16 protein-coding genes are annotated in these 15,579 nt (G+C 45.3%); 12 read left to right on the forward strand and 4 right to left on the reverse strand.

Annotation, left to right across the window (positions count from 1 at the left end; all coding sequences use genetic code 11):
• Positions 1-2: 2 nt before the first annotated feature.
• Entirely contained in the window at positions 3-1,229 is a 1,227-nt protein-coding gene (locus tag ACE1OE_RS06400) for an FAD-dependent 2-octaprenylphenol hydroxylase (RefSeq protein WP_102468256.1), read from the forward strand.
• Positions 1,230-1,433: 204 nt separating this feature from the next.
• Here ACE1OE_RS06400 and ACE1OE_RS06405 read toward each other — a convergent pair whose 3' ends face one another.
• The 3 genes from ACE1OE_RS06405 to ygfZ form a co-directional block, all read right to left on the reverse strand.
• On the reverse strand, positions 1,434-1,640 hold the full coding sequence (locus tag ACE1OE_RS06405; protein WP_102468257.1) for a DUF1107 domain-containing protein: 207 nt from the start codon (positions 1,638-1,640) through the stop codon (positions 1,434-1,436).
• Positions 1,641-2,343: 703 nt separating this feature from the next.
• Complete coding sequence (locus tag ACE1OE_RS06410) at positions 2,344-2,808, reverse strand: aminoacyl-tRNA deacylase (protein ID WP_449210510.1); 465 nt, start codon at positions 2,806-2,808, stop codon at positions 2,344-2,346.
• Between the two features lie 2 nt (positions 2,809-2,810).
• Entirely contained in the window at positions 2,811-3,782 is a 972-nt protein-coding gene (gene ygfZ, locus ACE1OE_RS06415; RefSeq protein ID WP_449210511.1) for a tRNA-modifying protein YgfZ, read from the reverse strand.
• 179 nt (positions 3,783-3,961) lie between these two features.
• Between ygfZ and ACE1OE_RS06420 the strand changes: the two genes are divergently transcribed.
• On the forward strand, positions 3,962-4,222 hold the full coding sequence (locus tag ACE1OE_RS06420) for an FAD assembly factor SdhE (protein ID WP_102468260.1): 261 nt from the start codon (positions 3,962-3,964) through the stop codon (positions 4,220-4,222).
• Positions 4,223-4,753: 531 nt separating this feature from the next.
• On the opposite strand, the gene nadB is transcribed toward ACE1OE_RS06420, so the two are convergent.
• On the reverse strand, positions 4,754-6,361 hold the full coding sequence (gene nadB, locus ACE1OE_RS06425) for an L-aspartate oxidase (RefSeq protein ID WP_449210512.1): 1,608 nt from the start codon (positions 6,359-6,361) through the stop codon (positions 4,754-4,756).
• Between the two features lie 372 nt (positions 6,362-6,733).
• Here nadB and rpoE point away from each other — a divergent pair, with 372 nt between their 5' ends.
• The 10 genes from rpoE to pdxJ all read left to right on the forward strand — a co-directional run bounded on the left by rpoE (position 6,734) and on the right by pdxJ (position 15,473).
• Positions 6,734-7,312, forward strand: coding sequence for an RNA polymerase sigma factor RpoE (gene rpoE, locus ACE1OE_RS06430; RefSeq protein ID WP_102468262.1), 579 nt, complete (start codon positions 6,734-6,736; stop codon positions 7,310-7,312).
• Between the two features lie 27 nt (positions 7,313-7,339).
• Positions 7,340-7,969, forward strand: a complete 630-nt coding sequence (locus ACE1OE_RS06435) for an RseA family anti-sigma factor (protein ID WP_102468263.1) — start codon at positions 7,340-7,342, stop codon at positions 7,967-7,969.
• Positions 7,966-8,958 carry a sigma-E factor regulatory protein RseB gene (gene rseB, locus ACE1OE_RS06440; protein ID WP_102468264.1) on the forward strand — a complete coding sequence of 331 codons (993 nt, stop codon included), beginning with the start codon at positions 7,966-7,968 and terminating at the stop codon, positions 8,956-8,958. Before ACE1OE_RS06435 ends, rseB begins: the two co-directional genes overlap by 4 nt.
• Positions 8,955-9,425 carry a SoxR reducing system RseC family protein gene (locus ACE1OE_RS06445; protein ID WP_449210513.1) on the forward strand — a complete coding sequence of 157 codons (471 nt, stop codon included), beginning with the start codon at positions 8,955-8,957 and terminating at the stop codon, positions 9,423-9,425. The genes rseB and ACE1OE_RS06445 overlap by 4 nt, the downstream gene beginning before the upstream one ends.
• A 112-nt stretch (positions 9,426-9,537) precedes the next feature.
• Complete coding sequence (lepA, locus tag ACE1OE_RS06450; protein WP_449210514.1) at positions 9,538-11,331, forward strand: translation elongation factor 4; 1,794 nt, start codon at positions 9,538-9,540, stop codon at positions 11,329-11,331.
• Positions 11,332-11,426: 95 nt separating this feature from the next.
• The gene (gene lepB, locus ACE1OE_RS06455; RefSeq protein WP_102468267.1) at positions 11,427-12,323 is read left to right on the forward strand and encodes a signal peptidase I; all 897 of its coding nucleotides are present in this window, start codon (positions 11,427-11,429) and stop codon (positions 12,321-12,323) included.
• A gap of 10 nt (positions 12,324-12,333) precedes the next feature.
• A complete protein-coding gene (rnc, locus tag ACE1OE_RS06460) occupies positions 12,334-13,011 on the forward strand; it encodes a ribonuclease III (RefSeq protein WP_102468268.1) in 678 nt (225 codons plus the stop codon).
• Positions 13,004-13,978, forward strand: coding sequence for a GTPase Era (gene era / locus ACE1OE_RS06465; RefSeq protein WP_102468269.1), 975 nt, complete (start codon positions 13,004-13,006; stop codon positions 13,976-13,978). The genes rnc and era overlap by 8 nt, the downstream gene beginning before the upstream one ends.
• 38 nt (positions 13,979-14,016) lie before the next feature.
• Positions 14,017-14,721, forward strand: a complete 705-nt coding sequence (recO, locus tag ACE1OE_RS06470) for a DNA repair protein RecO (protein WP_372059173.1) — start codon at positions 14,017-14,019, stop codon at positions 14,719-14,721.
• 17 nt (positions 14,722-14,738) lie between these two features.
• On the forward strand, positions 14,739-15,473 hold the full coding sequence (gene pdxJ / locus ACE1OE_RS06475; protein ID WP_102468271.1) for a pyridoxine 5'-phosphate synthase: 735 nt from the start codon (positions 14,739-14,741) through the stop codon (positions 15,471-15,473).
• Positions 15,474-15,579 lie beyond the last annotated feature (106 nt).

The raw sequence follows: 15,579 nt of genomic DNA on the forward strand, positions 1-15,579 counted from the left end.
AAATTATGCAAAGTTATGATTTAGCCATTGTGGGTGGTGGCATGGTCGGATTGGCGCTGGCGCGCTCCCTCAAGGATACTGACCTTCGAGTTGCGATTATTGAAGGAACTGCGCCCTCAACGTCGTTGCCAGATGAGCCGGATATTCGTGTTTCAGCACTCAGTCGTGCCAGTGAAACCATATTAAAGAATTTAGGGGCATGGGATGCGATTACAAAGCATCGCTGTGCCGCTTATCATGCGATGGAAGTGTGGGAACAAGATAGTTTTGCTCGAATCGAGTTCTCTGCGCGTCAATTCTCACAACCTAACCTGGGGCATATTGTTGAAAATACATTAATTCAACAAGCGCTGCTTGCTCAAGTTGAAAAACAAAGCAATGTGACGTTCTTCATGCCTAACCGCTGCCAATCAATGGCAGTAGGGGAGAGTGAGGTTTGGATGACCCTAGACAATGGTATGGCATTAACCAGTAAACTTGTGGTTGGCGCCGATGGAGCAAACTCTTGGGTAAGAGATCAACAAGGCATTCCATTGACTCACTGGGATTATGGACACAGCGCTTTGGTTGCGAACATAAAGGTCGATGTCAGTCATGACGGGGTTGCAAGACAAGTATTCACCCCTCAAGGACCGTTGGCCTTTCTCCCTCTCGATAATAAAAACCTTTGTTCGATCGTTTGGTCAACCGACCCAACTCGAGCGGAGAAGCTGGCTAAAATGTCTGCGCTTGAATTTAACAAAGCAGTGACTGCTGAGTTTGATGGACGATTAGGGTTGTGTGAACTTACGTCTGAGCGCCGCGTTTTTCCTTTGAAAATGCGCTATGCCAGAGATTTTGTCACTGACAGGGTCGCCTTGATTGGCGATGCGGCTCATACCATCCACCCGTTAGCTGGGCAGGGGGTTAATCTTGGCCTTTTGGATGCAGCAAGCTTGTCACAAGAGTTAATTAAATTGTGGAAAGCCGGCAAGGATATTGGACGTAAGCGTCATTTAAGAGAGTTTGAACGTTGGCGAAAAACGGAAGCGGCCAAAATGATAGCGGCTATGCAAGGGTTTAAAGACCTATTTGATGGCGACAATCCAGCGAAAAAAATGGTGCGCAGTTTGGGGATGCGCTTAGTTGGCCAGTTACCCGGTGCGAAACAAGAAATTATGAGTCGTGCTCTGGGGATGAAAGGTCGATTGCCTGAATTGGCGAAGTCACGAGCCAAACAAAGCGGATAATTACCGAAAGGACAGGGTGATGAGGTTCCATTTCGGGCGCACAATCCTAGAATCAAGGTAGCAAACGATTGAAACTAAAAAAGGGCATGAGTGCCCTTTTTCTTTATGTCTATGCTGTGCGATATTGTGATGATGCACTTTAGATTGATAATGTGTTTTTGCCGAAATATCTCGCGATATAATTGGATAACTTGAGCTTGTTGGTTAAGCGTAGGCACACCTTAATTTCTTAATTTCTTGATTCACTTCTTTTACTGCTGTGAAATGACGTTTTTCAGCTTGAGCAGGTATGATGAGCTTGCCATTATCAAACTCGAATCCTCCCAATCCATGGATATAAATTCGTCCTTTAAATAGTCGACTTATATGTTTAGCAATCATACTTGGTGTATAGCGCTTAAACAGTCTCATTTACTTTTCCTTATCGTTTACCGAGCACGAAGGATTATAGATAAAACCCTTCTTATATTGTGTGATTGACCAGTGTTTACGAGGATTTGACCTCATTAATTCACGGTTTTGTGCTGCGTTTATCAATTTCATTGCTCGAGATAAACGATCCCGTGATATGCCGCTCAAAAACGGTTTTAGATCGCAGGTGGCTTCAAAAACGAGCCTGATTTAAACGTCTCTCCATGACAAGGTTATGAATCTAAATGCACTCAATTTGGAATTTTATATCCTTTATTTGTGCAGTAAATGCGACCCTTCTTATCTATAGACCAGAAGTCCGATGAAAAGTTTTCACTCGGACACACAGTTTTACATTCTTATGTGATTAATGATGAGAACAGTAAAGATATTCACGTTAGGGATTGGGATAAAGAGAGAGTTGAAGAGTAAAAAAAAAGCCCGCGCAGCGGGCCAAATGTCACAGATGCATTACACAAAAGGGAGTTACTGCCTAAGCAGAGCGTCACTCTAGTGTGACATCAACGTAGCGGAGTTGCTCATTGATGCCTGAGCCTACTTTAAACGAAAAAGTGATAAATGACTATTTATGCTTTTATTCTGACTAAAATTTCAGTTGCGAAAGGCTGTAAATTTGAGCTAACTCGCACTACTAGATTTCGATGTGACAGGGATTTGCATATAAAAGTTATGAAGATCGCTTTTATCGGATGATGTTTCCCCAGGCTGGACGGCAGCATTGTTCTAGATCTTGCAATAACAACATAAGCCCAGCCCTTTTGTCGCCACTGCTGATGGTGACCATTGAGTTTGTTTGTAAACTTGTATCGAAGATAATAGGCATCGTTTCACGCAGTAAGAGTGGAGTAACGGTACCAATCACTGAGCCGGTGACCATTTCAGTTTCATCACGAGAAGCACAGGTCATGCGACGAGTCGAGAGTATGCTTCGTACTTTTTTAGGGTCGATGGATTCATTGCCAGGGCAGCATGCTAAAGCATACTGCCCCCCCATATCGCGTAACACAATGCTTTTGACCATGATCTCAGGGTTGATACCTCGCAACACCGCCGCTTCTTGAACTGAAGCGGTGGCTTGGTTTTGCATGAGTATCCGATAAGGGATCTTACGCTGCTGAAGGTAGCGAGTGACAGGAGTGGAGAGCATGGTTACTCAGCATCAAGTGAATAAGGGAGTGTCACTGGTACCAAGCGATCGTTCGGTGATGACACTAAACGAAATTGCGTCTCGGCATCTAGGTTATTGGGTAGAATTGCAGAGACGATCAGCGTACCGTCAGCAAATTGATAGTGGGCTAAAACGTCGCCCGCTTTTCTCCAATTCTCTCCCACAGAGCGCTCAAGTTCTATCGTATCAGCGTTAGAAACCGTGCTACCCATTGAACCAGATAGCGTGCTCAACATGCGCTTGTTAATACCGCGATACTTGGCTCGAGCTACGGTTTCTTGGCCTGTGTAACACCCCTTAGTAAAGCTGATACCCTCTAAAGCATGTAAATTAAAAGCCTGTGGTATGTGTTGATTTTGCAGTTCAGGGCTTAATGTTGGTAAGCCTTGTTCAATATCACGCCTTGTCCAAAGCGATTCATCTGCCCATGTTAACGTGTCGCCGCTGAGTTTCTGCTGCAGCCAATCTTTTGAGGCGAGTACCATCCAACGGTCATTGCTGACTTTAATCGCCGTTTGGCCTCCCGAGGTGCGAACGTCTCCTTGACTAGGAAAGAGCGAAGTAATGAAAGTATCGCTTTGGTTGCCTAATACGCCAATAAGTTGTTTGTCGCTGGTGGAAATATCCACCTTTGAAAAAACCGCGTATTTACTGAGTTCAGTGCGTTCTTTTTCTAGGACAGAGCGTGGCTGAATCATCGAGTAGCCACCTTGAGTGTGGCACAAGCGGAAGATGCTCCAGACCTTGCCTTTTGCATCGCAGTGCGCACCCAGTGTTGAGCGATCTTGCTCCAGAGTGACGACATCACAGGTCACTTGACCTTGCAGGTAAGCTTTTTTGTCATCACCAGACATGTCGATGGCACCCCAAGATGGGAGTAACGTCAGAACCAAATCAGGAAGTTCTGCAGAAGGAATATCGTCGAACGACTGAGTGTTAGGTTGCCAGTCCATAATTAGGGGTCTCGTTTGATTGCGTTATGAATATGGTAATGCGCGGAGCGAGATTTGTCAGCTGAATGTTGTTGCACGAATTGTTGTGATAGAAGTACAGATTGTGTGATGTAACCAGTGGTGACAGCGAAAGTTGCTTGTTACACTCAGCTCAAACTTAGTGGTAAATGGAGAAGGCGATGTACTCTAAGGAACAAAAAGCACGGATAAAATGGGCATGTCGTAGAGGTATGTTGGAGCTTGATGTAGTGGTGATGCCGTTCTTTGAAGAGTGCTTTGACCAACTTACTGGGCAAGAGCAAAATGATTTTGTGTCCTTACTGGAGTGTCAGGATCCCGATTTATTTACATGGATCATGGGGCATGGACGTAGTGAAAATCTGGGGCATGCATCGATGGTTGATAAAATTGTTGCCCATAATCTGAGTAAGGTCCGATAACCCAGTAGGCGATTCAAGAGATTAAGACCGTAAAATCTTATGATTTAGGTAAGTGCCGTTTTCAACACACTTACCTACATGCTTGTTTCTCTTTCACCGCTTTTGCGATGAATGTCTTTTGCTTTATTTTACTTATTGTCACCGTTGTCTTTACGCCTATCCCCTTAGTGCTGAGTATCTTTTTGCTTAGCTATTTAACCCGTTCTAACGATTTAGTCAGCGCTAATTATTTCAGACCCAATTGTTTATACCCTCCGATTCAGGGGACGCTGATGATGAAAAGCGGTCAGTGGTATTACAATGACTCCCCCTTTATTCAGCCTGTATTTACGTTGTACTTGAGCGAGTGGTGTATTGGGATTAGAGATCAAAACGGTGCCCGTTTTATTTTATGGCGATCGAGTTGTGATGAGTCGGCCTACCGCCATTTTGTCGTGACAATAAAAAAGCAGTCACGTGAATGACTGCTTTTTGAAGTGTGGCCCTTACTCAATCTTCATCTTACCCATATAGCTCTGCGCAGGCAGGCCATTATTTTTCGGGAGTAAGAATTGTCGGCGTGCTTGTTTCTAGCATTTCAGGGTAGTCCAGCGTGTAGTGAAGCCCGCGACTTTCTTTGCGTTGCATGGCACACCGCACCATAAGTTCAGCAACCTGCAGTAGGTTACGCAACTCAAGAAGGTTATTTGACACCCTGAAGTTACTGTAATAATCATGGGTTTCTTGTTGCAGCAATTGAATTCGTCGTAGTGCTCTTTCTAGGCGTTTATCCGTTCGAACAATGCCCATGTAATCCCACATAAAGAGTCGTAGCTCATGCCAGTTATGTTGAATAATAACTTCTTCGTCAGAGTTGCTTACCTGGCTTTCGTCCCATGCTGGGAGTTCACCTGGCAGGGTCACGTCATCGAGCTTGGCGAGGATGTCATTTGCCGCTGACCATGCGTAAACCACGCATTCTAACAATGAATTAGAAGCCATTCTGTTTGCGCCATGTAAACCAGTGTAACTTACCTCACCGATGGCATAAAGTTGGTCAATATCAGTACGACCTGCTTGATTGACCATCACGCCGCCACAAGTGTAATGAGCCGCAGGTACGATTGGAATCGGCTCCTTGGTCATATCAATGCCTAGATCTTGCAAGCGCATATGAATGGTTGGGAAGTGCTTGGTGATGAATGCTTCAGGCTTGTGGCTGATGTCTAGATACATGCAATCAGCGCCAAGTCGTTTCATTTCAAAGTCTATCGCACGCGCGACCACATCGCGCGGTGCTAACTCGCCACGTTCGTCAAAATCGGGCATGAAACGAGAGCCATCAGGTCGCTTCAAGTATGCCCCTTCACCGCGAAGGGCTTCAGTCAATAAGAAATTACGAGCTTCTGGGTGGAATAAACACGTTGGGTGAAACTGATTAAACTCTAAATTGGCCACTCGGCAGCCAGCGCGCCACGCCATCGCGATACCGTCGCCAGAGGATACGTCTGGATTAGAGGTGTATTGGTACACTTTTGATGCACCACCGGTAGCCAGTATGACAAACTTGGCTCGAACCGTTTCCACATGTTCTCTGTTGCGGTTCCAAATATAGGCACCAACGACGTTGTTTGCCTTGTCATCAGCCGTTTCGTCCACGATCAGATCAAGGGCGTTATAGCGCTCAAGGATCTCAATGTTTGGGTGGCTATTGACGTTATCTTGCAAGGTGGTCTGCATCGCCATACCAGTCGCATCCGCAGCATGCAGGATACGACGATGGCTATGACCGCCTTCACGTGTTAAGTGATAACGAGGCTGTTCGCCTTTATCCGTTTCGACCTGATCAAAAGGTACGCCTCCATCGATAAGCCATTGGACGCATTCTTTAGCGTTCTCCGCAATAAACTGAACGGTCTCTTCCTCACATAGACCTGCGCCCGCAATATTGGTGTCATTAACGTGTGATTCAATGCTGTCTGATTCATCAAAAACAGCAGCAATGCCACCTTGAGCGTAATAGGTTGCCCCTTCACTTCGAGGACCTTTGCTTAACACGATGACCTTAGCGCGTTCTGCGACTCTCAATGCGAGTGATAGACCAGCAGCGCCACTTCCTATGACTAAAACATCACAAAGATGCTCTCGGTTTGTGTTCATAATTCAATTAAAATCCTAACCTACAGTAGAGCAACGAGGCCCTACCTAGATAAAAAGTGCGCGATAAAGAGCTGATTAATACAGCTGGCGAAGGGCACTTTCAACAAGGACTACAGAGGCGATAACACGTTGAAAAATCGATTGTGTTAATGGGCTAAGTAATCCATTCTTGTAAATTGACAACATTGTAGTCGACGCCAAAATACATTGTGAATGATTCATCGCAAAAAAACGCAGAAAGTTTTGAACTTTCTGTTTTGCCTAGAGTCACAATAGTGCTCATGTTAGCGGTGGTGTCAAGACTACAATATGCATTATTAATACTCATATCTGAGAAGGTAAGGGTAAGAACGAATAGGAGTGAACGCTCGAATGAACGAGCAGCCAACCGATCAGGTGCTGATTGAGCGCGTTCAAAGTGGAGATAAACAAGCATTTAATCTGTTAGTTTTGCGCTATCAAAACAAGGTTTGCAATCTCATATCACGATACGTGAGCAACTCTGGTGATGTCGCAGATATCGCCCAAGAAGCATTTATTAAGGCGTATAGAGCGATCCCAACGTTTCGAGGTGAAAGTGCCTTTTATACGTGGTTGTATCGCATCGCAGTCAATACGGCTAAAAACCATATCGTCGCCCAGAGCAGAAGGCCGCCTGCGACGGATGTGGATGCAGAAGATGCAGAATTTTATGAATCTGATAACGCATTGAAAGAAATTTCGAACCCTGAGAACTTAACGTTGTCGAATGAATTGAAGCAAACGGTGTTTGCTGCAATTGAAGCGTTACCAGAAGACCTTAAGACGGCGATGACTCTACGAGAACTCGATGGGTTAAGTTATGAGGACATCGCTGAAGTAATGGATTGCCCAGTAGGAACGGTACGTTCGCGTATCTTCCGTGCTCGTGAAGCGGTAGAGAAGAAGATTAAGCCTCTTCTTCAACGCTAAAACCAGTAACAACTTATGGTGAATATAATGGCTGACAAACAAAAGCTTTCAGCATTCATGGATGGAGACTTGGTCGATGAGGCGTTTATTGAAGCGCTAGAAAATGATCAGGAAAACAAAGAGGCATGGCAAAATTACCATTTAATTGGTGATGTCATGCGTGGCGATGAGCCAAAAAGTTTGGATTGGAATATCGCTGAAAGTGTCGCTCTAGCATTGGAGACTGAACCCGTTCATAGTGGCGTTCCGTCATCATTAGAAGATAACATTGGCGTGGCAACACCGATTGAGTCTCAACCGACTCCTCGTCAAGCCAAACGTCAGCTTCCAGCTTGGTTAAGCCAGCTGGGTCAAGTGGCTATCGCAGCGAGTGTATCGCTGGTCGTCATCTTGGGTGTGCAGCAATACTCTGGACAAGACGGTACGCAGCCGGAAGCCGAACAGCTACCTGTACTGCAAACTATTCCGTTTGCTGGTAGCGCAGAGCCAGTAAGCTTGACGCGTGATTCTGTGGCAAAAACAAGCCATGAACCCGCGAATGTTCAAGAGCAACGACGCCGTGTTAATGCACTATTGCAAGATTATGAGCTGCAGCTGAGATTGAACAGCGATCATCAAAGCACAGTGAATGTTGACCCAGAATCGGTAATTGAATGAAGAAATTTCTGACCAGTTCTTTACTGCTGTTCAGTTTGTTTGGTGCTAAAGCCTTTGCAGAAGAAACTTCTGCGGAGGCTTTGTTGCATCAAATGAGCGATGCAAGCCAGCAGTCGAATTATGAACTGTCTTATATCCTGATTAAAAAGAATAGCATCGAACCCCTCCTTTATCGCCACGCGAGCAGTGACTCACAACAACTTGCACACTTGGTGTACTTGAGTGGGCCAGTAAGGGAAGTCATTCGGCGAGGCAGTGAGATCAGCTATATTGAACCAGGCGTGGATCCTTTTACGATCGAGTCAGGGAAAATGGTGGCACCGTTAATGCCATTGCTTGATGGAGACATTACTCATCTTAGTGAGTTTTATGACTATGTTAGAGTAGGCCGAGCTCGAGAAGCGGGCGCTGCGACGCAAGTTTTTAGGATCGTACCTAAAGATGGCCTTCGTTACTCGTATGTCTTGTGGATTGATGAAACGAGCAAGCTACCATTACGTGCTGATTTGTTAGATCGCGATGGCGAGATACTCGAGCAATATCGAGTCATCTCATACTCGGTTAACGACAAAGTAGCCGAGATGTTGAGCGCGTTGGATAAAGTACAGCTACCCGCTGTCCTATCGTTGCCAAAAGGCAATATTGAAGAGACATACTGGCAAGTTGGTTGGGTCCCAAATGGCTTCGAGCCAAAGGATTTGAATCGCTATCGTATGTTTTCTACTGACAATATAGTCGAAAGCCAGATGTTCACGGATGGCTTGTTTAGCTTCTCGGTGTATGTCTCCGAGCGTGACAATAACTCCTTGAAAGGTGAGTTAATTCGCCAAGGCCGACGCACTGTTCACAGCGTAGTCAGTGGCGATAGACAAATTTCTGTGGTGGGTGATATTCCGCCAGCGACGGCACAAAGAATTGCACAATCTGTCACGCTTGATAGCGTTAAAAAAGCCACGATGACTGATCCAGAGACCAATACAACACCATGATGACGGCATTGGCGACAGTGACCTCGGTAGAAAAACAAGGTCAGCAGCTTCATGTTCAGTTGAGTTGTGAGCAAAAAACCAGCTGCGGTTCATGCGCATCCAAAAAGAGTTGCGGTACGGGTATCGTGAGCAACGCAATAGGCAGTAAAGCGCTTATCTGGAGCTTAAATACCAATGAATCAGTTCATTCTGGTGATGTCGTTGAAATTGGGTTTCCGGAAAAGAGTTTACTGCAATCAGCAGCGCTGGTTTACTTATTGCCGCTGTTTTTCTTGTTTATTGGTGCAGGGTTAGGACAACTTTGGCTTGCACCTTTACTGGAAGCCGGCGAAGGCGTCGTGATTCTTTCCGCCGCGCTATTCTCATTTTTAGGTTTTCTCATTGCTAGAAAGTCAGTTCGCCCACTAGAGCAAGCATCGAGCCAAGAGGTCGTATTGATTCGAGTACTTGGGCAGTCGATTGTCTAAATAAGGTGCGAACCGTACGGAAATTGGGTAGAATCTGCCAACTAAATTGAAACGCTGTGACCAAACAGGCGTTTTATACTTCCCATTTTAAGAGTTAAGCCACATCAAATCTATGAAGCACATTCGTAACTTTTCGATAATCGCCCACATTGACCACGGTAAGTCCACGCTGTCTGACCGTCTGATTCAAGTTTGTGGCGGCTTAAGCGACCGTGAAATGGCGGCTCAGGTTCTTGATTCAATGGACCTAGAGCGCGAGCGCGGTATTACCATCAAAGCTCAGAGTGTTACTCTTGACTACACGGCTAACGATGGGGAAACCTATCAGCTGAACTTCATCGATACCCCTGGACACGTAGACTTCTCCTATGAAGTATCACGCTCTCTTGCGGCATGTGAAGGTGCATTGCTTGTTGTCGATGCAGGTCAAGGCGTTGAAGCTCAAACATTGGCAAACTGTTATACGGCCATCGAAATGGATCTTGAGGTAGTACCTATTCTCAATAAGATCGATTTGCCTGCGGCAGAACCGGAACGCGTAGCGGAAGAAATCGAAGAGATCGTTGGTATCGATGCGATGGAAGCGGTTCGCTGTTCAGCGAAAACAGGGCTTGGTGTTGATGCCGTTCTAGAAGAAATCGTGGCTTCAATCCCTGCGCCAGAAGGCGATCCTGAAGCGCCACTGCAGGCGTTGATCATTGACTCATGGTTTGATAATTACCTTGGCGTGGTTTCTTTAGTCCGTATTAAAAACGGTAAGCTTAAGAAAAACGACAAGATTAAAGTGATGAGTACCGATCAAATTTGGGGTGTTGACCGCCTGGGTATTTTCACACCAAAACAGATTGATACAACTGAGCTCAATACTGGCGAAGTAGGCTGGGTTGTGTGTGGTATTAAAGACATCCTTGGCGCTCCGGTTGGTGATACGCTGACCTCGGCTAAAGGTGGTTGTGATACCGCGCTTCCAGGCTTTAAAAAAGTGAAACCTCAGGTTTATGCGGGTTTATTCCCTGTATCATCGGATGATTATGAAAACTTCCGTGATGCGCTGGGTAAATTGAGCCTTAATGATGCGTCATTGTTCTATGAGCCAGAAAGTTCGGCTGCGCTAGGCTTTGGTTTCCGTTGTGGTTTCTTGGGTATGCTCCACATGGAGATCATCCAAGAGCGTTTAGAACGGGAATATGATCTAGACCTGATCACGACAGCACCAACCGTAGTCTACGAAGTAGAAAAAACGGACCGCAGTGTTCTTTATGTCGATAGCCCAGCTAAATTGCCAGCAACCAATGATATTGAAGAGATTCGTGAGCCAATCGCGCGTTGTAATATCCTCGTGCCTGCCGATTATCTTGGTAACGTTATTACATTATGTGTTGAGAAGCGTGGTATGCAGGTCGACATGGTTTACCATGGTAACCAAGTCGCTGTGACCTATGACATCCCAATGGCAGAAGTGGTACTCGACTTCTTTGACCGCCTGAAATCAACGTCTCGTGGTTACGCATCTTTAGATTACAATTTCCAGCGTTTTCAAGCATCGAGCATGGTTCGTGTTGATGTCTTAATCAATGGTGATACTGTTGACGCATTGGCGATCATCACTCATAAAGATCAATCGCAAAGCCGTGGTCGTTTGTTGGTTGAAAAGATGAAGGAATTCATTCCTCGTCAGATGTTCGATATTGCGATTCAAGCCGCAATTGGTAACCACATTATTGCACGTTCAACAGTGAAACAATTACGTAAAAACGTTATTGCCAAATGTTATGGTGGCGATATCAGCCGTAAGAAAAAACTGTTGAAGAAACAGAAAGAAGGTAAGAAACGTATGAAGCAGATCGGTAACGTTGAACTGCCTCAAGAAGCGTTCCTTGCGATACTTCATGTAGGCAAAGATTAAGTTCATTGCGAGTGTCAAAAAACAAGTGAAAGTGGAAGCTCTGTAGAGGGCTTTCACTTTCGTTATTTTTAAAGAGACGAAATTAAGGGAATTGAATGGCTAATACGTTCTCATTAATCCTGGTCATTATTACGTTAGTGACAGGTGTAGTTTGGGTTTTGGATAAACTTGTACTGAGAAAGAAACGACAGCAAAAATTGGCAGATATCCAATCACAAGCGACTCATATTGATGAAGAGGTTGCAAAAAAAGCAACCGCACCATCATGGTTGGTTGAGAATAGTGTCTCTATTTTTCCAGTTATCGCGTTCGTATTAGTATTACGTTCTTTTATTTATGAACCGTTTCAAATTCCATCTGGTTCGATGATGCCGACGCTATTGGTTGGTGATTTTATCTTGGTGGAAAAGTATGCATACGGGCTAAAAGATCCCGTGTGGCGCACTCAATTAGTTGAGGTAGGCAAACCTGAACGCGGTGATTCAATCGTATTCAAGTACCCACCACAGCCTAATATTGACTATATTAAACGCGTCGTTGGTTTACCTGGCGACATGGTGCGTTATAGCGCCAGTAAAGACATTTGTATTCAAACCAAAGGCACGTCAGAGTGCAAGCCAGTTAAACTATCCCATGTGGTAGATAGCCCGTTTGTGCAAAATGGCGTTCCATTGATTCAAATGGATGAGAAACTGGGTGATGTTGAACACCAAGTATTAGTCAATCCATTACGTCGCGACCGTGTTGATCAATATCAACCCCGTAATGGCATAAATGAATGGGTCGTACCGGAAGGGCACTACTTTGTGATGGGCGATAACCGTGACAATAGTGCAGACAGCCGTTATTGGGGCTTTGTCCCAGAAGCTAACTTAGTTGGTAAAGCGGTTGCTATATGGATTAGTTTTGAATTTGAACGTAGTGCAGACAGCTTTTTGCCTGCATGGATCCCAACGGGTGTGAGATTCAATCGCATCGGTGGAATTAACTGAACGAGAGAGCATGAATTCTCCTATTGAACGATTAGAAAAAAAGCTCGACTATCAATTTAATGATAGCGAGCGTCTGGAATTGGCACTGACACACCGCAGTGCCAATGGAACTCATAATGAACGACTCGAGTTTTTGGGCGATTCAATTTTAAGTTTTGTCGTTGCAGACGATCTTTACCATCGCTTCCCTAAAATTAATGAAGGGGACATGAGCCGCATGCGTGCCACCTTAGTAAGAGGTCATACTCTTGCCGAGCTTGGACGTGAATTCGGTTTAGGAGATTACTTAAAATTAGGTCCAGGCGAGCTAAAGAGTGGCGGTTTTAGACGCGATTCAATCCTTGCTGATGCCGTTGAGGCGATTATCGGCGCTATTTATCTGGACAGTGATGTCGAGAAAGTACGTGAGGTTGTTCTTGGTTGGTATAAAAGTCGCCTTGATGCTATCGAGCCCGGTATTTCTCAGAAAGACCCAAAAACGCGTCTACAAGAGTTTTTACAAGGGCGCAGAAAACCTCTGCCCGTCTATACTGTGACTAATATTAAAGGTGAAGCCCATAACCAAGAGTTTACGGTTTCATGTGAAGTGATGGGCTTGGATAAGCCTGTTGTTGGTCTGGGCACTAGCCGCCGCAAGGCAGAACAAGCGGCTGCCGAGATGGCATTAGAGAAAGTGACCAATGTCTGATAAAGAATTTGATATCGATGCGTACTTCTCCTCTCCAGCAGAAGAAGCGACGACACCCGAGAACCAACATTGTGGATTTATTGCCATTGTTGGCCGACCAAACGTAGGTAAATCAACATTACTGAACCATATTCTGGGTCAGAAAATTTCGATTACCTCTCGTAAGCCTCAGACCACTCGTCACCGCATTATGGGTGTAGAGACGGAAGGGGATTACCAAGCTATCTACGTTGATACTCCAGGGCTTCATATTGAAGAGAAGCGTGCAATTAACCGCTTGATGAACCGCGCGGCGAACAGTTCTCTGAGTGATGTGAACCTAGTTTTGTTCTTGGTTGACGGTACGCAGTGGACTGCTGACGATGAAATGGTACTGAATAAGCTGAAGAAGTCAGACTTCCCAGTTGTGCTATGCATCAATAAGGTCGACAACGTTAAAGATCGCAATGATGTGATGATGCACATGCAAGCCCTGTCTGAAAAGATGGAGTTTGTTGATGTCGTGCCTATTTCGGCCAAGCAAGGTAAGAACACCGATGTGATTCGTAAACACGTTCGCGCTTACCTACCTAAAGCGGTGCACCACTTCCCTGAAGAGTATGTAACCGATCGCTCTCAGCGCTTTATGGCGTCTGAAATCGTACGTGAAAAGTTAATGCGTTTCACTGGTGAAGAGCTTCCATACTCTGTGACCGTTGAAGTAGAACGATTTGACTACAACCCAGAAACGGATGGTTTCCATATCAATGCTTTGATTCTTGTTGAGCGTACTGGTCAGAAGAAAATGGTGATTGGTAAGGGTGGCGATAAGATCAAAACGATCGGTCGTGAAGCTCGCCTTGATATGGAAGAGTTGTTTGGCCGTAAAGTGTACTTAGAAACTTGGGTCAAAGTGAAGTCCGGTTGGGCTGATGATGAGCGTGCATTGCGTTCACTCGGTTACATCGACGATTTAGAAAATAAATAAACGCGCCACTTTCGGCCGCTTTGACAAGATGTGATGGTATGGAAGGGTTACAACGCTGTTTCGTTTTACATCGCAGACCATACAGTGAATCAAGTCTGATTCTTGATGTCTTCAGTGAAGAATATGGTCGCGTGTCATTGCTGTCGAAAGGTGCTCGTAGCAAGCGCTCCAATCTCAAAGGAGCGCTTCAGCCATTTACCCCACTACTGCTTAAATGGTCTGGCTCAGGATCACTTAAAACCCTACGACAAGCTGAACCAATCAGCTTAGGCCTGCCGCTGACGGGAATTAGCCTCTACTCTGCGATGTACGTTAACGAGTTAATTGCTCGAGTGCTGGCCAATGAAATCCCTATTCCTGCTTTATTTCATGATTATCTTCAAGCTTTAACAGAGCTGGCTCAATATGAAAACCCAGAGCCTGCATTGCGACGTTTTGAGCTCGCATTGCTATCAGCAATGGGCTACGGTGTTGATTTTTTACACTGCGCAGGAACCGGCGAAGCTATTGATCCAACAATGACTTACCGTTACCGAGAGCAAAAAGGATTCATCGCAAGTGTCCGTAGAGATAATCTAACATTTATGGGCGAAGAGTTGATTGCGATAAGCGAACGACGTTTTGGGAATAAATCCCAATTACAAGCGGCAAAACGCTTTACACGTATAGCACTAAAGCCGTATCTTGGCTCAAAACCATTAAAAAGCAGAGAGTTGTTTCGTATTAAGGTGAAACACTCCTGAGCATGGAGTATTAACACATGAGTTCTATCCTTCTAGGCATCAACATCGATCACATCGCGACCCTTCGCAATGCCCGTGGCACCAAATATCCAGACCCAGTACACGCCGCTGAAATTGCCGAACGTGCCGGCGCCGATGGTATTACTGTTCATTTGCGAGAAGACCGTCGTCACATACTTGACCGTGATGTCCGTATTCTTAGTGAGACCTTGCAAACACGTATGAACCTTGAAATGGCCGTCACCGATGAAATGGTAGATATTGCCCTAAAAACCAAACCTGAGTTTGTTTGTCTTGTCCCTGAAAAGCGTGAAGAGCTAACAACAGAAGGCGGCTTGGATGTAAAAGGTCAGTTGGATAAAATTAAAGCAGCAACGGAAAAACTCACCGCAGCTGGCATTAAAGTCTCGCTGTTCATTGATGCCGATCGTGAACAAATTGATGCTTCAAAAGCCGCTGGTGCGCCGTTTATTGAACTTCATACCGGTCATTATGCCGATGCAGAAACCGAAGAAGATCAATTAGATGAGTTAAAGAAAATAGCGGCGGGTGCGAGTTATGCGGCTGACTTAGGTATTACCGTCAACGCTGGACATGGCTTGACGTACCACAATGTCGCCCCTATTGCGGCCCTGCCTGAGATCTACGAGCTGAACATTGGACACTCAATCATTGGTCGTGCTGTTTTTGACGGTCTTCATAAAGCTGTCGCTGATATGAAAGCCATCATGGAAGCGGCTCGACGCGGATAAGCGTCACTATGAATAAGGCTGTGTCGCTAACGGTATGTCAGTGTCATGGCCGTTTAGTATTTAGCTGTATAGTGTCTACAGCCGTATAGTATCTACATCTGTATAG

Source organism: Vibrio sp. E150_011, assembly GCF_053544015.1.